The following is a 20831-nucleotide window of genomic DNA, read 5'->3' as shown; positions in this document are numbered from 1 at the left end:
GTGCGGATTCGACCGTAACCGCAGGTCCGTAGCGTACGGGCCATGGAACTCATCAAAAAGTACATCGAGACCTGGAACGTCACCGACGCCGCCGAGCGCCGCAGGCTGATCGGCGAGGTGTGGGCCGAGGACGGCGCCTACACCGACCCGCTGGCCGACGTGGCGGGCCGCGACCAGATCGACGCCGTCATCGCCGCCGTCCAGGAGCAGTTCCCCGGGCTGGTCTTCACGCTCGGCGGCGAGGTCGACGCCCACCACGACATCGCCCGCTTCAGCTGGCACCTGGGCCCGGAGGGCGCGGAGCCGCTGGTCGTCGGCTTCGATGTGGCGGTGCTGGAGAACGGGCGCGTCAAGCGCGTCCTCGGTTTCCTCGACAGGGTTCCGGCATGACCCCAGACCGCGGCATGACCCCGCACCCCCGCAGGGCACACCCACCCGGCTGACCGACGCTCACCTGGCGGCGTCCGGTGCGCCGTACGCGACCGCCGGAATGCCACCGGGGGGTGGAGGGCGATCGCCCCCGACCGGCCCCGACCGGCCCCGATCGGCCCGGCAGCACGCGGAGCGCGTGGCTCCGCGTGCTCATCACCGGCTGGCGGCCCGGTTCAGGAGGCCTTGGGGGACGCGCTCGGCATCGTGGAGGGCTGCCCGGCGGTGGGGCTGGCCGAGGGGGAGGGCTCCGGCGGGAGCGGCTGGTCGGCCGTCGTGCCGACGCCCTGGTCGCATGCGGCGCCCGGCTCGGGGGTGAAGCTGGGGTTCTGCTTGTACGTCTTGATGAACTCGGGCAGCCGGGGATCGCCGGCGCCGTCGAGCACGATCTGGTGGTTCCAGGAACTGGCGATCACCTTGGCCGGAAGGCCGGGGTAGGGGCTGAGCAGCATGTACTCGGCGGAGGCCAGGGTCTTCAGCTTGTCGACGTCGGCCTTGGGCAGGTCGGGACGGTAGGTGATCCAGACCGCGCCGTGCTCCAGGGAGTGGACGCCGTGCTCGTTGTGGATGGGCTTGTCGTAGATGCCGCAGTTCTGCCAGTAGAAGTTGTGCTGGCCTCCAACGGGCGGGTTCTCCTTGTAGGAGACCTTGTTCCACGTGTGGTCGGAGCCCTTGTACGTGTAGGTCTTGACCGCGCTCAGCGACTTCTGCGCCTTGTCGTTGATGACGTAGAAACCGACCAGGCCGACGATCAGGACGATGACGATGCCGCCGATTCCCCACATCAGGAGGGCCGCACGCCGTTCCTTGCGCTTCTGCTCGGCCCGCATGCGGGCGAGGTTGTCACGCCTCGCCTGTGCCTTTTCCTTCGTCATCCATCCTCCAACGGCCTCGTCCGCGCCTTATTTACTGACACCCCCACTGCGGTATGGAGAATAGTGGGTATAGATGGGAGTTTGGCTCGGCCCTGTCACGGCGGGCGGGTAGCCTGTGGTGCGATGACCACCGAGACGAGCGTCCCGCTCGACACCACGCCGCGGCCCCGGAGGGGCCTCCCGATCGCCGGGCTGGTCGTCGTCGTGGTCGCGGCAGCCGTACTGATGCTCTTCGTGACGAGGTCGGACACGCCGGGAGACGCGTCTCCCGAGGCCGGCTTCGCCAGGGACATGGCGATCCACCACTCGCAGGCGGTGGAGATGTCGTTCATCGTGCGCGACAAGACCTCCGACGGCCCGCTCCGGACCCTGTCGTACGACATCATCACGACGCAGACCGCCCAGCGGGGGATGTTCATGGGCTGGCTCCAGCAGTGGGGCCTGACCCAGGCGTCCAGCCTTCCTCCGATGGCCTGGATGTCCGGTCACGGCCACGGCGGCGGGGCCGTCTCCGGGGCGACTCCGGGCGGCATGCCGGGGCGTATGCCGGGTATGGCCTCGGATGAGGAGATGAACCGCCTGCGGTCGGCGCAGGGCAAGGACGCCGAGGTCCTCTTCCTCCAGCTCATGATCCGTCATCACGAGGGCGGCGTGGAGATGGCCGACGGCCTGCTGAAGCTGTCCGACCGCCCCGAGGTGCGGTCGCTGGCCCAGCACATCGTCGACGGCCAGACGGCCGAGATCAGGCTGATGACGGGCCTCCTGGCGGAACGGGGCGCCCAGCCCATGCCGTCCATCCTCAAGAGCCCCACCGGATAGGCGCACGCCCGCCCTCCGGCCGGGGCACGATGTAAATGCCGTGGCCAGAGGGGAGAGACAGTGAACGAGGAACCCGAGAGCCGCCTTGAGGTGAGCATCTCCGCCGAGGTGGAGGCGGGGCAGTATGCCAATTTCGCCTCGGTCTGGCACACCGAGGATGGGTTCGTCCTGGATTTCGCCGTGATCACGCGGCCTCCGGCGCTCGCCGACGACCCCCGCTCCGGGGAGCGGTACGTCAGCGTGCCAACCAGGATCGTCAGCCGGATCCGGCTCCCTCCCGCCCAGGTGTTCGAGCTGATGAAAGCCCTGGAGCAGCAGCTCAGCGCCTACGAGAAGGAGACCGGCCAGAAGGTGTGAACCGCGCCCGTCAGGCGCGGAGCTCCTCCCGCAGGGCGCCGGCGAAGGCGTCCACGTCGGCTTCGGTGGTGTCGAAGGCACACATCCAGCGCACCTCGACCTTCCCGTCGGCGATCTGCTCGTTCCAGTTGTAGAACCGGAACCGCTTGCGCAGCCGGTCGGCGGCGTCGGCCGGCAGGATCGCGAAGACCGCGTTGGCCTCCACCGGGCGCGGCACCGCGACACCGGGGACGTTCCGTACGGCTTCCGCGAGACGCCTGGCCATGGCGTTGGCCTGGCGGGCGTTGCGCAGCCACAGGTCGCCACCGAGCAACGCCTCGAACTGCACCGACACGAAACGCATCTTCGAGGCCAGCTGCATGCCGGTCTTCCGCAGGTACGGCAGGCCCTTGGCGGCCGACGGGTTGAGGACGACGACGGCCTCCCCCAGCAGCAGCCCGATCTTGGTGCCCCCGAACGACAGCACGTCGACCCCCGCGTCCGTGGTGAGCGCGCGGAGGGGCACGTCCAGGGCGGCGGCGGCGTTCGTGATCCGCGAGCCGTCGAGGTGGACGAACATGCCGAGCTCGTGGGCGTGGTCACAGATCGCCCTGATCTCGGCGGGCGTGTAGAGCGTGCCGAGCTCGGTCGCGTTGGAGATGGAGACGACCCGCGGCTGCGCCCGGTGCACGTCGCCGAAGCCCCACGCCCGCCGGTCGATCAGGTCGGGCGTGAGCTTGCCGTCCGGGGTCGGCACCGGCAGGAGCTTCAGGCCCCCGGTCACCTCGGGGGCGCCACCCTCGTCGGTGTTGATGTGGGCGCTCTCCGGGCAGACCACCGCCTCCCACGGCGCGCACATCGAGCGTAGCGAGATCACGTTGGCGGCCGTGCCGTTGAAGACGGGCCACACCTCGGCGTGGTCGCCGAAATGCCGCCGGAAGACACCCCGCACGGCCTCGGTGTAGACGTCGTCGCCGTACGCGACCTGGTGCCCGCCGTTTGCCAGGGCTATCGCCTCCAGGACCTCCGGGTGAACCCCCGCGTAGTTGTCGCTGGCGAACGTCTTGGTCGCGGGATCATGCCGCCGCACGGCATCCGTAGTCACGAAAATCTCCATCCGTCCGTTAGGAAGGCGTCAGGCCGTGAGGTCGATCCGCCGCCCGTTGACGGCGGCCGCATCCTGGTCCCACAGCCCCGCGATCGCTCCCGCGAGGTCGTTCACGTCGGTGAAGCCCGTGTACGCCTTGTCCGGGTTGGCCGCCCGCATCCCATCGTGCACCAGAGCGGTGACCACCAGGATCGCGGCCGCGGACGCCGTGCCGTTCAGGGCGTCGGCGAACGACAGCGTCCATGCCTCCGCGGCCGCCTTGGCCGCGGCGTAGGCCGCGTTGCCCTTCGTGGGACGCTGGGCCGCCTTCGCCGACACGATCACGAAGCGGCCGTCGCCGCTCGCCCGCAGCAGCGGTTCAAAGGCGAGTGTCACGTTCTGCAGGGTCCGGATCAGCAGGCCGTGCAGGAGGTCCCAGTCCTCCAGCGAGGTCTCGGCGAAGGTCTTGGACCCCCGGTAGCCGCCGACCAGGTGGACGATCCCGTCCACCTTGCCGTGCTCGGCCTCGATCCGCTTGGCCAGGTCCCGTACGGCCGCCGGGTCGAGGAGATCGACCGCATGGGCGCCGTCCGTGCCGGACCTGTTCACCGCGACGACGGTGTCGCCCAACTCGGTGAACCGCCGGACGACGGCCTCCCCGGCTGGGCTGCCAGACCCCGCGACCAGAATGACCCTGCTCATCGCTCCCCCACTCTCACGCCCGGATGCCCTTGGTGGACTCCACCACGTCGGTGAGCTTACGGCGCAGCGCCTCGTAGAACATGCTCAGGGGGAACTCGTCCGGCAGCACCGCGTCCACCTTGGCCTTCTGCTCCTGCGGCAGCGCCTGGACGCCCCGGCTCCACACCGATTCGGGGTGCGGCTCGACGTAGGCCGCCACGAGCTGGTGGGCGGCGAGCCAGTGGGCGAGCTTCGACCGGTCGATGCCGTCGCGGTAGAGCTTCTCGACCTGGCCCCGCAGGTCGGCGACGCCGTCCGCCACCCGGGCCCAGTCGATCGAAAGCCGGTTGTCGGTCCAGCGGACGATGCCCTGGCGGTGCAGGTAGGCGAACAGGAGCTGGCCGCCGAGCCCGTCGTAGTTGCGCACCCGGGCCCCGGTGATCGGGAAGCGGAACAGCCGGTCGAACAGGATGGCGTACTGCACGTACCGCGCGTGCGGCACGCCGTTCGCCTCCAGCTTCACGGCCTCTCCGAAGGCGGTCAGGTCGCAGCGCAGCTCTTCGAGCGTGTAGAGCCAGTACGGCATGCGCTGCTTGATCATGAACGGGTCGAACGGCAGGTCGCCGTGGCTGTGCGTCCGGTCGTGGACCAGGTCCCACAGGACGAACGTGTCCTGGGCGAGCTCCTGCGAGGCGAGCAGCCGGGCGGCATCCGGCGGGAGCGCCAGCTTGAGGGTCTCGGCGGCCGCCTCGCTGACCGCGCGGAACCTGGCCGCCTCACGGTCGCAGAAGATGCCGCCCCAGCTGAACCTCGGCGGCGTCTCCCGGACGGCGACGGTCTCGGGGAACAGCACGGCCGAGTTCGTGTCGTATCCCGAGGTGAAGTCCTCGAACGCGATCGGCACGAACATCGGGTTGTCATAGCCACCCCGCTCCAGCGCGGCCAGCCACTCCGGCCAGACGACGCGGATCCAGACGGCCTCGACGTTGCGGTTCGGATTCCCGTTCTGGGTGTACATCGGGAAGATCACGAGGTGCTCCAGCCCGTCGACCCGCTGGGCGTCGGGGTGGAAGGCGTTCAGCGAGTCGAGGAAGTCGGGCACGCCGAGGCCGTCCGCCGCCCACTTGCGGAAGTCGGCCACGACCGCGTCGAGATACTCCCGGTCGTGCGGGAATCGGGGCGCGAGCCGTACGACATGGGCGGTGATCTCGTTGATCAGGGCGATGGCGCGGTCGTGGTCTCCCGTGATCGACCCGTCCTTGGCCTGGAGCGTCCGCAGCTCCTCGACAGCCGCCTTGAGCCCCGCCCACTCCTCCCCGCCGTGATCATGCACGGATTCCCTGCCACCTGCCCCTACCTGCGGCGACGCTGTACGTGATCGTGCACCGGCAGGGATGGGCCGGCCGTCCTGCATGATCACGCCAAGTGAATCGGCAGGTCGCGAGACCCCTCCGGGAACCTGTGCATGATCACGCACCAGGGGGATGCGGGCGGCCCAGGTGACGAGGTTGGTCCAGAGCTGGGCGTGGTCGTAGTCGGCGAGCGAGTCGTCCCCGAAGAGGTCCGAGTCGGCCAGGACGACCACCCGGCCACGCCCGTGCCGTACGGCTGCCGCCAGCGGGCGGCCCGGGGGGTCGGCGGTCGCGGAGGTCTGGAACAGGACGGTCGCACCCGGAGGGGTCACGAGGGTGCCGGCGCGGTAGAAGCAGGCCTGGCCCACACCGGCCAGCACGTCCTGCCGCACGCCGGGGGCGTCCTCCTCGGCGGGCCCACGAGCGGCGAGGACCCAGGTCACGACCTTGTTGTGGCAGTTGGCCCGATCCTGGACGGTCGTGTGCTGGATGCCCACGCCGAACCGGCCGAGCAGGTCGGCGAGGTTGCTGCCGTACTTCTCGTGCTCGCACTCGGCCAGCACCACGAGCCCGCCGCCGCCGGCGACGTATGCCTCGATGGCGTCCAGCTCGCCGTCGGTGAAGACCGGGCTGCCCACGCCGGTCGTCCGCTCCCAGAGCGCCCCGGACGGGTGGGCGACCACGAACACGTCGTGGGCGTCCAGCAGCGAGGGCGTGACGCGGCCCTCGGTGTGCGCGGCCACCGTGTGGCCGAGCCTGCGCAGGACGTCGGCGGCCGCCGCGTAGCTGTTGTCGTCGGGATGCGCGGAATTGATGGCCTCGGCGACGTCCCGCCGGATCGTCCAGGCCTCGCTGTGCGCCTCGTCGAACAGGACCGACGGGAATGCTCTCATGGAAAATCTCCCGTTTCAGGAACCAAGTCCCGCAAAATATACACATTGAAGCGTAAAGAGCGAGAAGTCAGCGCCTAGCCCGCACGGGTGAGGCGCAATCACCCCGGCGGCGGACGTGACAGCGGACGGCACGGACCTACCGTTCCCGGCTGTAAGAGCAACAGCCGAGGAGGAATGATGTTCAAGCAGTCAGCCAGATTCCGGCGCGTCGCCACGGGCGCCCTGCTGATCCTGGCCCCCCTGTTCCTGATGATCGCCGTCATCGTGGACCCCGGGACATGGGGCGACGACCGCGAGGCGGTCAGCTACCAGGCCAACCCCGCGCTGGCCCAGGTGGAGTCGGTGCTCTACCACTGGAGCTGGCTGCTCACCGCGGTCGCCGCCATCGGCCTGCTGCACCTGACGAGGCGCAGGGCCGTCGTCTTCGGCCACATCGCCGGGATCGTGACCGTCCTGGGTGCCGCCAACATGTCGGCGCTGATGTTCTCCGACCCCGTGGAGTGGTGGTTCGGTGCGCACTACCCCGCCGAGGAGGCGCAGCGGCTCACCAACGAGGTCCTCGACCTGCCGGGCCTCGTCTTCGGCTACCAGATGCCGTGGATCTTCTTCGCGCTCTTCGGCGTGCCGCTGCTCGTGACCGCCGTCTGGCGGGCCGGGTTCGTGAAGTGGTGGGTGCCGGCCCTCGCGGCCGTGGGCTACGTCGGCTCGCTCCCGGTGCCGTACGGCCCGGTGACCATCGTCTTCTGGACGCTGCCGCTGGTCAGCCTCGGCACGATCGCCCTGAAGGTGCTCCGGATGACCGACGAGGAGTGGGCCTCCTACTACCCGCACTACCCGAGCACCACGACGGACGCCACCGCCACCCCCACCGCCACCCCCACAGCCACCCCCACAGCCACCGCCGGGGCCGCCGTTCACGCCGGCACGGCCGCCTGATCCCGGGCCCGGCCGCGCGCCCCTGATATCGCGGCGTCGCCCGGGCGGGTGACGCCTCATCACCCCCGCGACGGACTCCCCCGAGACGGGCGTCCGCCACCCCCCGAAAGGACACCCCATGTTGAAGATCACCAATGCCGCCGACTTCCGGCGGACCGCGATCGGCGCCACGCTGATCGTCTCGCCACTCCTCCAGCTCACCGCCACCCTGGTCGACCCCGGCACGTGGAGCGACGACGACCGCGAGGTGGCGACCTTCGCCATCAACCCGGCGCTGGCGCAGCTCCAGTCCGCCCTCTACCACTGGAGCTGGCTGCTCCTGCCACTCGCCGCCCTCGGCCTGCTGCACCTGACGCGCACCCGCGGGACGGTGCTGGGCCACATCGGCGGCGTGTTCACCGCCCTCGGCTTCGTCAACCTGTCGGCGCTGCTGATGGGCGACGCGGTCGAGTGGTGGTTCGGCCAGCGCTACCCGGCCGACCAGGCCGAGAAGCTGTTCAACCAGGTGTACGACCTGCCCGGCGTGGTCTTCGCGTTCCAGATGCCGTGGGTCTTCCTGGGCCCGGTCGGCCTGATCGTGCTGATGGTCGCGCTGGTCCGGGCAGGTTTCGTCCGCTGGTGGGTCCCGGCCGCCGGTGCGCTGGCCTGGCTCTCGCCCTTCGTCATGGACTACGGCCCGCTCAGCTTCTTCTGGAGCGGCGGCAACGTCCTCGTCCTGGGCTACGTCGGCCTGAAGCTGCTGCGGATGAGCAACACGGAGTGGGCGTCGTACTACCCCAGCCCCGGCGTCACCACGCCCGACTCGTACGCGAACACGACCGCCTGAGCCCGGTCGCGCAGGTTCAGCTTCATGAGGACGCGGGCGACATGGGTCTTGACCGTGGCCTCCCCGACGAACAGGTCCTTGGCGATCTCGGCGTTGGTGAGGCCGCGGGCGAGCATCCGCAGCACCTCGAGCTCGCGCGGCGTGAGGTCGGACAGCTGCGGCGGCCGGACCGGCTCGTGCCGGCCGGCGAAGGAGGCGATCACCCGGGTCGTGACGGCGGGGTCGAGCAGGCCGTCCCCGGCCGCCACCACCCTGATGGCCTCCACGAGCTGCTCCGGCGGGGACACCTTCAGCAGGAACCCGCTCGTCCCGGCCCGCAGCGCGGCGTACAGGTTCTCGTCGGTGTCGAAGGTGGTGAGCATGATGATCTTCGGAGGCCGTGGGGTGTCGAGGAGCTGCCTGGCGGCGGTGAGGCCGTCCATCCTCGGCATCGAGATGTCCATGAGGACGATGTCCGGCTGGACGCGCCTGGCCACGGCGACCGCCTCGACGCCGTCGGCGGCCTCACCCACGATCTCCATGCCGGGCTCGCTCTCGACGACCATGCGCAGCCCCGCGCGGATCATCGCCTGGTCGTCGGCCAGAACGATGCGGATGGACGTCACCTGGTCTCTCCCGGCATCACAGCGGTGATCAATTCGTCGCCTCGCTCATCGGAACTCCCTGCGAGATCGGCAGCCTAGCGTGAACGCGGAAGCCGCCCTCGGGCAGTGGCCCGGCCTCGAGGGAGCCGCCGAACAGCTCCGCCCGCTCCCGCATGCCGATCAGCCCGTTGCCCGTGGACAGCGCCGGCCCGCCGCCCCCGCCGTCGTCGACGACCTCCAACTCGAGCGAGTCGCGGTGGTAGTCGACACGGATCCGCACGTCGGCCTCCCCGGCGTACTTCAGCGCGTTGGTGAGTGCCTCCTGGACGATCCGATAGGCCGACAGGTCGAGGCCGGGCGGGAGCCGTACGGCGTCGCCCTCGACGGACAGGCTGACGCGCAGGCCGGAGGAGCCCACGGTGGAGATGAGGTTGCCGACCATGTCGAGGCCCGGCTGGGGCAGTGCCTCGTCCTGCGGCATCCGCAGCGCGCCCAGCATGATCCGGAGCTCCTCGACGGCCTCCCGGCCCGACTGCTCGATGCCCTTGAGCACCAGGTTGTCGCCCCCGAGCGTACGGCGGAGCGCCCCGGCCTGCATGACCATCATGCTGACGCTGTGGGCCACCACGTCGTGCAGCTCCCGGGCGATCCGGTTGCGCTCGGCGGCGACGGCCTCGGCGGCCCGCCGCTCCCGCTCCATCTCCATGCGGGCGGCGCGCTCGGCCATCCGGTGGACCCGCAGGAGGTAGCCGCGCAGGGCCAGCCCGGTCAGATAGGCCGAACCGAAGAGCACGGTGAGGAAGATGACCTCCTCCAACGGCAGGAAGCGGTGGTCGACGGCCCCGGAGTCGAAGACGAGGATCCCGACGAGCCCCCAGGTCCCGCCGCGCTTGAGCGGCAGGTGCGCGCCGACCGTGTGGAAGACGATGAGCAGGGCGGCGAGCTGCCAGACCGGGCAGCTCTCGTTGCCCTGCCGGTGCCAGGCGTACTGGGCGAGGATCATCAGGATGAAGACGGCCACCGGAGCCCGCCGGCGGTACCACAGCAGGACGCCGGTCACCAGCGCCTGCCCGATCCACCAGAACTCCGGGTTCTCGCTCGCGCCGTAGGCCGTGGCGACCGTCAGCGCCTCAAGCGTGCCGAGGGCGATGACCGCCAGCCCGATCAGGAAATCGACCTTGGGAAGCGAGCGAAGATGCCGGATGAGAGGGCGCATGCCGGGCAGATTAATGTGTTCCCGGCGTCATTCCCATCGCCTAATGGACCGTCCCAATTCGGTTGCAAGTCGTCTGCAAGTGCCCGCATGATCGACCGGCGGTATCAAGTGGGTGTCGGTCCCGGCACAATGCCTTGTACGGCCCTGCCGGCACTGCGACCCTTGGACTGTTCCCACCAGGCATAGGAGACGGCGATGCCCCGCCTGCACTCCCTTTCAGCGGGGCTGGCTGCACTGGGCGTGCTGATCACGCCGCTGCTGCACCCCCACCCGAGCGGGTCCACCGACCGCGTCACACCCGGCGCCGTCCGCGTGGAGTCGGCCTCCCATGTCTCCATCACGCTGCTGGACGACCGGAGCGTCATCCAGCAGGTGGTGCGCGAGTACGACACCGACCTGGCCGAGGGCAGCGGGTTCACCGTCACCCCGGACGGAGTGGTCGTCACGGCCACCGGAGTCGTCCAGGCCAGCCGGGACCCCCGCGTCTACGCCGCCAACCGGGTCTTCGCCGAATACTTCAAGGTGAAGATCCCGGCCGATTTCTCGCGCCACTCGCTCAAGGACGCGGACCTGGACCGGCGGCTGCAGGCGTGCTACCCCCCGCAGGGGGCGAACTCCACGTGCATCGCCACGGTGACCACGAAGGTCACCGTCTTCCCCTACCTCGACCCGCCGCTGCCGGAGGGGCTGCCCGCGCAGATCCTCACGACCGGGGCGTCTCCCGCGGCTCCCGCCGTGCTGAAGCTGACCAAGGGCGGCGAGAAGGAGACCCTGCCGACCGTGCCGCTCGGCACCACGATCGGCAGCGCGGTCGCCTCCCTCGACGTGATGACGCTCACCGGAAGGCCCTCGGCCAAGCTGCCGCCCAAGCTCGACACGGCGCACCTCGACCCGCCGGGCAGCCGGACGTTCAAGGACGACGAGCACGACAAGCTGACCGCCCTGCTCAAGCAGGGGGCGGCCGGCGCGGCGCTCATCGACGACGGCAGGAGCGAGGTCGTCGGGCTGCTCGCCGGAGGCGGCGACCTCCCGCAGACGATCACCCCCGCCGACGAGATCCGCACCGCGCTGGTGGCCGCGAACGTCACCCCGCGCCGCGGGCCGGTCGACGTGGTCTACGAGAGCGCGCTCGCGTCCTACCACAACAAGCTCTACTCCAACGCGATCACGGTGCTGCAGCAGGTGCTCAACCTGCGCGGCGACCACGCCGTCGCGCTGGACCACCTCAGGGTGGCCCGGGCCAAGGCGGGGACGGCCGAGGACGCGGGCCGCGTGGCCAAGGCGGCCGCGCCTCAGCCCAAGAAGGCGGCCACGGTGTCGCCGCTCGTCTGGGTGACCGGCGGCCTCGTGGTCCTGGGCCTGCTGGTCGCCGTGGCCGTACCGGTGCTGCTGCGGCGCAGGCGCGCGGCGGGCGGGGGCGACGTGCCCGCCCAGGATCCGGTGCCCATGGCGTCCTGGCCACCGCACTCCACTGCCCCCGCCGTTACTCCCGCCGTTACTCCCGCCGCGACCCCCTCCGCGACACAGGTGTTCGAGGCGCCCCGGCCGGAGACGTCGCGGCCGCCGGGGACGCTCGACACCCCTCATCCCGGCGACGTGTCGGACCCGCCGGGAACCTCGCGGCCGCCCGTGCACATATCGGGGCCCGGCCGGGCGGTGCCGGTCCCGCAGCCCCAGCGTCCGGCCGACAGCTCGCCGCCGCGCGGGCAGGCGCAGATGAAGTTCTGCACGCAGTGCGGCATGCGGCTCGGCCAGGGGCACCGCTTCTGCGGCTTCTGCGGGCACCCGGCGGACTCGTGAACCGGCTCACAGGGGAGGAGGCGACATGAGCGAGGGGCCCTCCATGCCGCCGCTCATCGGGCGGCAGCTCGGTGACTACATGGTCGAGGCGGTCGTCGGGCGGGGCGGCATGGCCACCGTCTACCGGGCGAGAGACCAGCGGCTCGGGCGTCCCGTGGCGCTGAAGATCCTCGCGCCGCAGCTCTCCCACGACCACCGCTTCCGCGACCGGTTCGTCCGCGAGTCGCGGCTGGTCGCGAGCATCGACCACCCCAACATCATCCCGATCTACGAGGCGGGCGAGCGGGACGATCTGCTGTTCATCGCCATGCGCTACGTCGAGGGCAGCGACATGCGCAAGCTTGTCCAGTCGGCGGGCCCGCTGCCGGTGGCGCGGGCCAACCGGCTGTTCTCGCAGATCGCCTCGGCGCTGGACGCGGCCCACGCGAACGGGCTCGTCCACCGCGACGTGAAGCCGGCCAACATCCTGGTGACGGAGTCGGACCACGTCTACCTCACCGACTTCGGGCTGACCAAGAGCTCGTCGGCCGAGGCGGGGCTGACCAGCCACGGGCACTTCATGGGCACGCCCCGCTACGTCGCGCCCGAGCAGATCCGCGGGCTGCCGGTGGACGGGCGCAGCGACCTCTACGCGTTCGCCTGCGTGGTCTACGAGGCGCTCGCGGGGCAGCCGCCGTTCCAGCGCGACACGGAACTGGCCCTGCTGTACGCCCACGTGTCCCACGACCCGCCGCCGCTCACGCCGTACCGCAACGACCTGCCGCATTCGGTCAACGTGGTCATGGCGCGGGGTCTCGCCAAGACCCCCGACGAGCGGTTCCCGACCTGCCAGGCGTTCGTGGCCGCGCTCCGTGACGCGATCAGCGGCGTCGAGATCGACCACCCGGCGTACGACCAGCCGGGTTACGACCACCCGGGTTACGACCAGCCGGGTTACGACCACCCGGGTTACGACCAGCGGGCGCACGAGCGCCAAGGCCCGTATGACCGCCCAGACCCGTATGACCGCCACGGCCAGGCGGCCGGACGGCCCGGTCAGCAGCCGGGCGCCCAGTCCTATCCCCCGGTGTCGCACCCGCCCGTGTCACACCCATCCGTATCCCAGCCGCCCGTGTCGCATCCCTCCGTGTCGCAGCCGCCGGTGTCGCACCCCTCGGCGTCCTACCAGCAGGAGGCCTACCAGCAGGAGGCCTACCCGCAGACGCACCCACAGGGGTCCTACCCGCAGGCGACGTACCCTTCGGGAGCGCAGACGGCGCCGAGCGCGGCGCCGACGCGGAAGTTCCCGGTGGGACCGGTGATCGGCGGTCTGGTGCTGCTGGTCTGCCTCGCGGTGGCCGCAACGCTGATCTTCGCCCGGGGCGGCGACACCGCCGCCACCTGGAACACCTACCCGGGGTCGGTGGCCGCGCCGTTCACCATGGCCTACCCCTCGACCTGGGGGCAGGCGAAGACCAGCGCCGACCAGTGGATGATCGCCTCTCCCGCGACCGACGAGTTCAACGCGCTGTTCGCGGTCCCCGGCAACACCGACTGGTCGAAGGTGAACCCCATCATCGCCAAGCAGCCGGAGCGCGCCGCGGGGGTCTTCGCCCAGGTGAGCAACACGCTGAGCACGTCGGACTCGCCGATCGAACTCCAGCAGAGCCTCCAGTCGGCGCTCCCCGGAACGGTCGGCTTCAGCGGCGTGCCGGTGGCGACCACGGTGGGCGCCAAACCCGCGTTCAAGATCGCCGGTCTGGTGAGCGACCCCCAGCAGGGCGGCCGCCTGGACTTCCAGGCCTATGTCGTACGGCAGGACACGGGTGACACGACGGTGCTGATCACGTTCTTCTGCGCCCCGGGCAGATGCGACCAGCAGCTCATCGAGCACATGGTCAACACCGTCGCGTTCACGTCCTGACAGCCGGAAGCCGCTCGATTGCGCGAGCATCCGGATGACCCCGCTTGACCGGCCCGAGGCCATGATGTCCGGCCGCGGCGCGCAGCCGCTTGTCGTCACCTGGCTGCCGCGGCAGACGGGGGAGCCCTCCACCATTGCGCGCGCTCCGGTCCCTATCCGACGATCAACGGCCGGGGTCCGCTGCCGCGTGCCCGGTTACTGTCCGATTTCGGATCAGTGACCGTCCGCTTACTGTCCGATTTCGGATCAGTGACCGTCCGCCGAGGAGGCGTACCGCCGCCAGCCTTCGGCCCCGTCAAGGACGGCCCGGTGGACGGCCCGCGCGATCCGCGCTCCCCACTCGGAGCGCGGGCCGCCGAACAGCTCCTCCGGGCCGTCGTCGCGTACGGCCACGCACACGGCGTCCGACGCGGTGCCGGTGCAGAAGAACCCCGCCTCGGCGAGCGCCTGGGTCTTGGCCTCGGTCACCGTCATGACCGCGTTGACGAGCGCCGCGTCGGAGAACGCGACGGGAACGGCCACGATGATGTTGATCGTCCCCGGGCGGGCCGCGAACGGCCCGGGAGCCCCGCCGCGCAGCACGGGATCGGGCCTGCCCTCCGGGGAGGCGGCCCACGTGGGGACCCGCAGGCCCACCGTCGCCACGGCCTCCACTCCCCCGTCGGCCGCACGGGTGTAACGCTCCACCATCGCGGCCGTCAGCATCCCGACGCCCGGCCCCACGGGACCCATCGCGAGCAGGTGGTCCACCGGGTCCATGCGGGAGTAGTCACTGGTCACCTGGGCGTTCAGCACCCACTCCCGGCGGCCGACGCCGCCGCCGAGCATCGCCGAGGAGATCATCCGCCAGCCCGGCCCGAACTCCCAGAGCAGCGACCCCAGCCGCGCACCGTCCTCGAACCGGTGACTCAGCGACAGCGGGCCGCCCGCCTGCGCGCTCACCGGTCACCCGGCCGGATCAGGTGCACGAGCGGCCTGCCGTCCGGGCCCGGCTCGACCCGGACCTGAGCCCCGAAATGGCGGACGAGGAGCGCCTCGGTCAGCACCTGCTTCGGCGGGCCGGACGCGACCGCCCTTCCCGAGGACAGCAGGACCAGCGAGTCGGCGTACTGCCCGGCGAGGATCAGGTCGTGCAGCGTCGTCACCACCGTCAGCCCGTCGGCCAGGCGGAGGCGGTCGACCAGCTCCAGCACCTGCTGCTGGTGGCCGAGGTCGAGCGCGGTGGTCGGCTCGTCGAGCAGCAGCACGGGGGCCTCCTGAGCGAGGGCGCGGGCGAGCACGACCCGCTGGCGCTCGCCGCCCGACAGCTGGCCGAGCGGCCTGGAGGCCAGCTCCGCCAGGTCGAGCCGTTCCAGCACCGACCCCGTCACCTCGCGGTCCCGCGCGCCCTCCCGCCCGAAATAGGCGATGTACGGCGTGCGCCCCAGGAGTGCGTAGTCGTACACGGTCATGTCGGCCGGCAGCGAGGGATTCTGCGGCGCGTAGGCGACGAGGCGGGCCCGGCGGCGGGGCGCGCGGTCGCGCACGGGAGCGCCGCCGATGAGCACCTCCCCCTCGTGGGGCACCAGGCCCAGCATGGCCTTGAGCAGGGTGGACTTGCCCGCGCCGTTCGGCCCGATGATCGCCAGCCACTCTCCGGCGCCGGCCGACAGCGCGACGTCCGCGAGCACCTCCCGCCCGCCGAGCGTCACCCCGAGCGCCCGCACCTCGACCGGGCACTCGGGCTTCACGTGTCCACCCGCTTTGTGAGACGGAGGACCACCACGAAGAAGGGCGCGCCGACGAAGGCGGTGACCACGCCGATCGGCAGCTCGGCGGGGGCGAGCACGGTGCGGGCGACGAGGTCGGCCAGCTCCAGGAACGCCGCGCCGCCGACGAAGGACAGCGGCAGCACGACGCGGTAGGACCAGCCCGCCAGCCGCCGGACCACATGGGGGACCACGATGCCGACGAACGCGATGAGCCCGCTGACGGCGACCGCCGACGCTGTGGCCAGCGACGCGGCGAGAAGCACGATGAACCGGGCGCGGGCCGCGCGCAGGCCCAGGCTCGTCGCCTCCTCGTCGCCGACCGACAGCACGTCGAGCAGCCGTCCGTGCAGGAGCATCACGGCCGAGGAGACCACGGCATACGGGGCGATCAGCCAGATCTGCTCCCAGCCGCCGCCCACGTCTCCGAGGATCCACGAGTAGATCCGCTGGAGCTCGTCCACCTTGAGCTGCTGCACGAACGTCTGCAGGGCGGTGAGGAACGAGGTGACCGCCACCCCGGCGAGGACGAGGGTGGCCGTGCCGCCGCCGCGGCCCGCGGTGTTGCCCAGCGCGTACGCCAGGAAGACGCCGCCGACCGCTCCCGCGAAGGCGGCCACCGGCACGAGCCGGGCGTCCCCGCCGAGGAACACGACGATCATCGTCACGGTGAGGCCCGCCCCGGCGGCGGCTCCCAGCAGGTACGGGTCGGCCATCGGGTTGCGGAAGACCCCCTGGTAGCCCGCCCCGGCGATCGCGAGCAGTCCGCCCACCACGGCGGCGAGCAGCACCCGGGGCACCCTGAGCTGGAACAGCAGGTTCTGCTCGACCGGCGACAGGCCCGAGTCCAGGGAGACGAACGGCAACCGGTCGAGCAGCGCGAGCGCGATGCCCCTGGGCGAGATCCCGGCCGCGCCGACGAGCACGCCAAGGGCGAGGCTGAGCGCCAGCACGACCAGGGCGACGATGAGCGGCCGGAGGCGCAACCCCGCCGACGTCACCGGCTCGCCCGGCGGGCGTCCTCCCCCGGAAGCCGTCTCTCCGGGATGTCCTCCGGGATGCCGTTCTGGAAGTCGTGCCCCCAGAAGACGGGCGCGCCTCAGCTCGCGGCCTTCTGGACGGCGGTGCTCACGGCCGCGGCCAGGTCGGCGACGCGGGGGCCCCAGCGGGAGGCGATGTCGTCGTCGAGCACGACGACGTGGCCGTCCTTGATCGCGGACAGCCCGGACCAGCCGGGACGCTTGGCGAGGGCGGCGGCGTTCTGACCGCAGCACTTGGTGTCCGCGAGAAAGATAAGGTCGGGGTCGGCCTTGGCCACGAACTCGGCCGACAGCTTCGGATAGCCGCCCGCCGCGTCGGGGGCCTTGTCCGCGATGTTCGTGAGCCCGAACAGCCCGTAGATCTGGCCGATGAACGTGCTCGACGTCGCGGCGTAGGGCGTGGTGTCCAGCTCGTGGTAGTACGTCAGCCGCTTGCCCTTCGGCGCGGCGGCGGCGAGCTCGTCGAGCCGGGTCTTCATCCCGTCCACGACCTCCGCCGCCTTCGCGGCGTTGCCGGTGGCCGCGCCGAGGTCGGCGATCTGGTCGTAGGCCTCGTCCAGCTTGGTCGCCGCGGGCTCCAGGATCACCGGAACGCCGATCTTGCCGAGCCCGGCGACGACGCCTTTGAGGTCGTTGGCCAGCACGACGAGGTCGGGCTTGGCCGCGACAATCGCCTCGACGTTCGGCTTGAACCCCGACAGCGAGGTCTTGGGGGCCTCGGGCGGGTAGTTCGACTGGTCGTCCACCGCGGCCACCTGGGCGCCCGCCCCGATGGCGAACAGCGTCTCGGTGGCCGTCGGGGAGAGGGAGACGATGTGCTCGGGCCTCTTGGCGATGGTCACGGAGCCGTTCCCGGCCTCGACGGTGACGGGGAAAGCCCCCTGAGCCGTCGTCATGGTGCTTGGCGAGTTGGCGGTGCCTGCGGTGGGGGCGGCGGCGCCCGTGTCACCCGCCTGGCCGCATCCGGCCAGTCCGAGCACACAGACCACGGCGACCACACAGAGCACGCGCACGCCGGCCACACCGGGCAGCACGCGGGCGACGGCCGTGCGTACGGGACTCACGGAATCCTCCAGGGGGAGCCGGGAAATCGAGAGACCCGCTGATAGCGACGGATCACCCTTTTCCTCGAGGGTTGACGGCGTCGGCGCGGGATGCAGGCGACCTGGCTCATCCCCGGGCGGGGAAACCGCGGGGAAACACAGTTGCGGGACAGCGCCGGGCTCACACCGGACTTCGCTACAGCACGCGCGTCGGACAGAACGGTACCAACTCCCGCCCCGCCGTCCAGTTCGCGGGTCTGGACGGTCCATCTGAACGGTCCCGTGGCCCCGGCCTCTCTCGCCGCTGGTAGGGCCTGCCCCACCTGCGGGGTCGCCTCCGGGCGCGACCGCGAGTAGTGCCTCCGTCGCTGCGCCGAGCGGGGCGTTCGCGAAACCTTTAAGGGGTCCGATCCCCCGCTAAGGGGTCCGCGTCCGCAGCGAAGGCAGCTCCCCATGTCCCTGACCACGCTTCCCCCGGCACCCGTACGGCCGGCCGCCTCGCCGGCGCCGCGGGACCGGTTCATCGACCTCCTGCGCGTCTTCGGCATGGTGCTCGTGGTCCTCCAGCACTGGACCATGCCGGTCCTGGTCTACGCGAACGGCAGGCTCACCACGGGCAACGCGCTGGTGGGCATCCCCCTGATCACCTGGGTGACCCAGGTCATGCCCCTCGTGTTCTTCGCGGGCGGCGCGGCCAACGCGATCAGCTGGCGGTCGGCCGCATCCCATCGCTCTCCTGGCCTGTGGACGGCCAGGCGGCTCCGCAGGCTGGCCTGGCCGGTGCTTCCGCTGGTCTTCGTCTGGCTGCCGCTTCCCTACGTCCTCGACGCGCTCGGCATGCCGTCCCAGCCGGTCGAGGTGGCGGCGCGCACGGTCGGCCAGTTGCTCTGGTTCCTCGCCGTCTACCTGGTCGCCGTGCTGGCCACGCCGTACATGGCCCGTGTGCGGGCGTCGCGCGCCCTGCCCGTGCTGGCCGCGGGGGCGGTGCTCATGGACGTGATCCGGTTCTCCGGGCTGGAGGCGGCCGGCTATCTCAACGTGGTCTTCGTCTGGCTGGCCGTGCACCAGGTCGGTTTCCTGTACGCCGAGGGAAGGCTGGCGTGGCTGACCGGACGCCGCGCCGCGGGACTGGCGGTGGCCGGGTTCGGCATGGTCGCCGGTCTGGTGGCCGCCGGGCCGTACCCCGCCAGCATGATCGGCATGCCGGGCATGGTCTCGAACATGGCCCCGCCGAGCGCCTGCATGCTCGCGCTGTTCGCCGGGCAGCTCGGCCTCGCGATGCTGCTGCGGCCCGCCCTCGACACGCTCGCCGGGCGCCCCAAGGTGAACGCCCTGCTGGCCGTCCTCGCGCCGCGGATGATGACGATCTACCTCTGGCACATGACCGCCCTGGTCATCGTGGCCGGGATCGCGATCTTCGGGTTCGGGCTGGAGACGCCGGAAGTCGGATCGTTCACCTGGTGGGGCCAGGTGCCGCTGCGGCTGGCGGCTCTCGTGACCGTCCTGCTGGCGCTGGCCGGCCTGTTCGGGCGGTTCGAGGAGCCGACCGGCGCCGCGGCGGCCGGTCGGGTCGTCGCGGCGGCCGTTCTGATCGGCGGCGCGCTGACCGCCCTCATGGTGACCGGCTTCGTGCCCGGCGTGGTACCGGTGGTCGCCTCGCTGGCGCTGGTCGCGGGCCTGCGCCTCGCGGCGGCCGATCAGCCGAGCTGGCGCTCCGCGTCGGCGATGATCTCCTGAAGCCGCAGGCCGTGGCGGGCGTCCAGGGGGTGCCCGCCGCCCCGGCGCACGGTGTCGGCGAACTCGCGGGTCACCGTCGCGAAGACGTCGTCGCCGAGCTCCGAGCCGAGGAGCAGGGCGCTGCCCTCCCGCCCGTAGACCTCCACGCGGGCGGGCGGCAGCTCACCCCGCGCCGCCATGCAGAGCGACGCCTCGCTGACCGCGCCGTTCGCGTGCTCCAGCAGCAGCCCGACCCAGCCGAGCGGGTCGCCGTGAGCCCTGACCGACACGACCGGGCCGAGGGCCGCGTCGAGCAGGTCGATCATGTGCGGCCCGACGTCGAGCACGGCGCCGCGCTCCAGGCGCCACGGAGTCGAGAACGCGCCGCCGAGCAGGGCGTCCGAGATGTTGGCCGCATAACCGCCGAACGGTCCCAGCTCGCGGGCCCGGTCGAGGAACGCCGTGGTCGCCGGGGAGTAGCGGAACGTGAAGACCATCTGGGAGGCCACCCCGGCCTCGCCGATCGCGTCGGCCAGCCGCCTCGCGCCGTCGAGGTCGGCCGCGAGGGGCTTCTCCAGGAGCAGCGCCTTCCCCGCCTTGGCGGCGAGGACGCCGATCTCGGCCTGTACGGCGGGCGGAACGGAGAACGCGATCGCCTCGGAGACCTCGAACAGGTCCTCCAGACGCTCGAACGAGGGGGCGCGGTGCCTGCCCGCGAGCTCGTCGGCCGCCTCGGGCCTGCAGGCCCACACCCCGGCGAGCCTCGTGTGGGGCCCGGCGGCGAGAGCCGGTGCGTGCACCATCTCCGCCCACGGGCCCGCGCCGACCAATCCCACCGATACCGGTTCCATGTGCGCCCTCCCGCCGCGACCCTACTGGACCGTCCCCGGGCGGACGGCGGGCGGGTTCGGCGGGCGGAAGCCGTACCGGCATGATGGTTCGCCTATGGAAGTCATCCTGCTGAGACACGGCGAGACCGAGTGGAGCAGGGCGGGACGGCACACGGGCCGGACCGACCTGCCGTTGACCGGGCGAGGAGAGGAGCAGGCGCGCGCGCTGGCCGGTGTGGTCAAGGACCGCGCCTTCTCCCTGGTCCTCGTGAGCCCCGCCCAGCGGGCCCGCCGTACGGCGGAGCTCGCGGGGGTCGAGTCCTACGAGGTGGATCCCGACCTGTGGGAGTGGGACTACGGCGGCTACGAGGGCGTGACCACCGCCCAGATCCGCGAGAGCCGCCCGGGCTGGTACGTCTGGCGGGACGGCATCGTCCCCGGGGACGAGGCGCATCCCGGCGAGACGGTCGACCACGTCGGCGAGCGGGCCGACAAGGTCATCGCGCTCATCCGGTCGGCCGGCGGTGACGTGCTGATCGTCGCCCACGGCCACTTCCTCCGTGTGCTGGCCGCCCGGTGGCTGGGGTTGCCTGCCGGCTACGGGCGGTACCTGCGGCTGGACACCGGCACCTATTCGGCTCTGGGGTACGAGCACGAGGAGGCCGTCCTGCTCCGCTGGAACGCCCCTGTCTAGGCGCGCGGCCTGGCTGGATGGTC

Annotated in this window: 20 protein-coding genes; 9 read left to right on the top strand and 11 right to left on the bottom strand. The window is 71.4% G+C overall.

Annotated elements, in window-relative coordinates:
- The first annotated feature begins 42 nt into the window (after positions 1-42).
- Positions 43-390, top strand: coding sequence for a nuclear transport factor 2 family protein (locus tag N5079_RS07200; RefSeq protein WP_261582787.1), 348 nt, complete (start codon positions 43-45; stop codon positions 388-390).
- Between the two features lie 215 nt (positions 391-605).
- Here N5079_RS07200 and N5079_RS07195 read toward each other — a convergent pair whose 3' ends face one another.
- Positions 606-1304, bottom strand: coding sequence for a DUF3105 domain-containing protein (locus N5079_RS07195; RefSeq protein ID WP_261582786.1), 699 nt, complete (start codon positions 1302-1304; stop codon positions 606-608).
- A gap of 123 nt (positions 1305-1427) precedes the next feature.
- Between N5079_RS07195 and N5079_RS07190 the strand changes: the two genes are divergently transcribed.
- Positions 1428-2123, top strand: a complete 696-nt coding sequence (locus N5079_RS07190) for a DUF305 domain-containing protein (RefSeq protein WP_261582785.1) — start codon at positions 1428-1430, stop codon at positions 2121-2123.
- Between the two features lie 60 nt (positions 2124-2183).
- Positions 2184-2480: a DUF3467 domain-containing protein gene (locus N5079_RS07185; RefSeq protein ID WP_261582784.1), complete on the top strand. Its 297-nt coding sequence runs from the start codon at positions 2184-2186 to the stop codon at positions 2478-2480.
- Between the two features lie 10 nt (positions 2481-2490).
- On the opposite strand, the gene N5079_RS07180 is transcribed toward N5079_RS07185, so the two are convergent.
- Genes N5079_RS07180 through N5079_RS07170 form a run of 3 tightly spaced genes read right to left on the bottom strand, consistent with a single transcriptional unit; the run spans position 2491 to position 6472 of the window.
- A complete protein-coding gene (locus N5079_RS07180) occupies positions 2491-3576 on the bottom strand; it encodes a threonine aldolase family protein (protein ID WP_410007754.1) in 1086 nt (361 codons plus the stop codon).
- Positions 3577-3594: 18 nt separating this feature from the next.
- Positions 3595-4248 carry an SDR family NAD(P)-dependent oxidoreductase gene (locus N5079_RS07175; RefSeq protein ID WP_261582782.1) on the bottom strand — a complete coding sequence of 218 codons (654 nt, stop codon included), beginning with the start codon at positions 4246-4248 and terminating at the stop codon, positions 3595-3597.
- Positions 4249-4261: 13 nt separating this feature from the next.
- Complete coding sequence (locus N5079_RS07170; protein ID WP_261582781.1) at positions 4262-6472, bottom strand: DUF6421 family protein; 2211 nt, start codon at positions 6470-6472, stop codon at positions 4262-4264.
- A 177-nt stretch (positions 6473-6649) separates the two neighbouring features.
- Between N5079_RS07170 and N5079_RS07165 the strand changes: the two genes are divergently transcribed.
- Positions 6650-7408 carry a hypothetical protein gene (locus tag N5079_RS07165; protein ID WP_261582780.1) on the top strand — a complete coding sequence of 253 codons (759 nt, stop codon included), beginning with the start codon at positions 6650-6652 and terminating at the stop codon, positions 7406-7408.
- Positions 7409-7526: 118 nt separating this feature from the next.
- Positions 7527-8234: a hypothetical protein gene (locus N5079_RS07160; RefSeq protein WP_261582779.1), complete on the top strand. Its 708-nt coding sequence runs from the start codon at positions 7527-7529 to the stop codon at positions 8232-8234.
- On the opposite strand, the gene N5079_RS07155 is transcribed toward N5079_RS07160, so the two are convergent.
- Positions 8180-8839: a response regulator gene (locus N5079_RS07155; protein ID WP_261582778.1), complete on the bottom strand. Its 660-nt coding sequence runs from the start codon at positions 8837-8839 to the stop codon at positions 8180-8182. The two genes, N5079_RS07160 and N5079_RS07155, sit on opposite strands and share 55 nt — an antisense overlap.
- 28 nt (positions 8840-8867) lie before the next feature.
- Positions 8868-10034 carry a sensor histidine kinase gene (locus N5079_RS07150; RefSeq protein ID WP_261582777.1) on the bottom strand — a complete coding sequence of 389 codons (1167 nt, stop codon included), beginning with the start codon at positions 10032-10034 and terminating at the stop codon, positions 8868-8870.
- A gap of 195 nt (positions 10035-10229) precedes the next feature.
- On the opposite strand from N5079_RS07150, the gene N5079_RS07145 reads away from it, so the two are divergent.
- Positions 10230-11834: a zinc ribbon domain-containing protein gene (locus N5079_RS07145; RefSeq protein WP_261582776.1), complete on the top strand. Its 1605-nt coding sequence runs from the start codon at positions 10230-10232 to the stop codon at positions 11832-11834.
- Positions 11835-11859: 25 nt separating this feature from the next.
- Positions 11860-13737 (top strand): serine/threonine-protein kinase, encoded by a 1878-nt coding sequence (locus tag N5079_RS07140; protein WP_261582775.1) that lies wholly within the window; start codon positions 11860-11862, stop codon positions 13735-13737.
- 246 nt (positions 13738-13983) lie between these two features.
- Here the strand turns inward: N5079_RS07140 and N5079_RS07135 are convergent, their stop codons facing one another.
- The 4 genes from N5079_RS07135 to N5079_RS07120 form a co-directional block, all read right to left on the bottom strand.
- Positions 13984-14679, bottom strand: a complete 696-nt coding sequence (locus N5079_RS07135) for an adenosylcobinamide amidohydrolase (protein ID WP_261582774.1) — start codon at positions 14677-14679, stop codon at positions 13984-13986.
- Complete coding sequence (locus tag N5079_RS07130) at positions 14676-15467, bottom strand: ABC transporter ATP-binding protein (protein ID WP_261582773.1); 792 nt, start codon at positions 15465-15467, stop codon at positions 14676-14678. Before N5079_RS07130 ends, N5079_RS07135 begins: the two co-directional genes overlap by 4 nt.
- Positions 15464-16486 carry a FecCD family ABC transporter permease gene (locus tag N5079_RS07125; RefSeq protein WP_261582772.1) on the bottom strand — a complete coding sequence of 341 codons (1023 nt, stop codon included), beginning with the start codon at positions 16484-16486 and terminating at the stop codon, positions 15464-15466. The genes N5079_RS07130 and N5079_RS07125 overlap by 4 nt, the downstream gene beginning before the upstream one ends.
- Before the next feature lie 98 nt (positions 16487-16584).
- A complete protein-coding gene (locus N5079_RS07120) occupies positions 16585-17589 on the bottom strand; it encodes an ABC transporter substrate-binding protein (protein WP_261582771.1) in 1005 nt (334 codons plus the stop codon).
- A gap of 432 nt (positions 17590-18021) precedes the next feature.
- Here N5079_RS07120 and N5079_RS07115 point away from each other — a divergent pair, with 432 nt between their 5' ends.
- Positions 18022-19305, top strand: coding sequence for an acyltransferase family protein (locus tag N5079_RS07115; RefSeq protein WP_261582770.1), 1284 nt, complete (start codon positions 18022-18024; stop codon positions 19303-19305).
- Here the strand turns inward: N5079_RS07115 and N5079_RS07110 are convergent.
- Positions 19266-20135, bottom strand: coding sequence for a Gfo/Idh/MocA family protein (locus tag N5079_RS07110; protein ID WP_261582769.1), 870 nt, complete (start codon positions 20133-20135; stop codon positions 19266-19268). The genes N5079_RS07115 and N5079_RS07110 overlap by 40 nt on opposite strands.
- A gap of 94 nt (positions 20136-20229) precedes the next feature.
- On the opposite strand from N5079_RS07110, the gene N5079_RS07105 reads away from it, so the two are divergent.
- Positions 20230-20808: a histidine phosphatase family protein gene (locus N5079_RS07105; protein ID WP_261582768.1), complete on the top strand. Its 579-nt coding sequence runs from the start codon at positions 20230-20232 to the stop codon at positions 20806-20808.
- Positions 20809-20831: the final 23 nt, after the last annotated feature.

Origin of the sequence: Planotetraspora sp. A-T 1434 (genome assembly GCF_025420585.1) — a bacterium.
Taxonomy (GTDB): domain Bacteria; phylum Actinomycetota; class Actinomycetes; order Streptosporangiales; family Streptosporangiaceae; genus JAOEGB01.
This window is presented reverse-complemented; position numbering and strand designations above follow the sequence as displayed.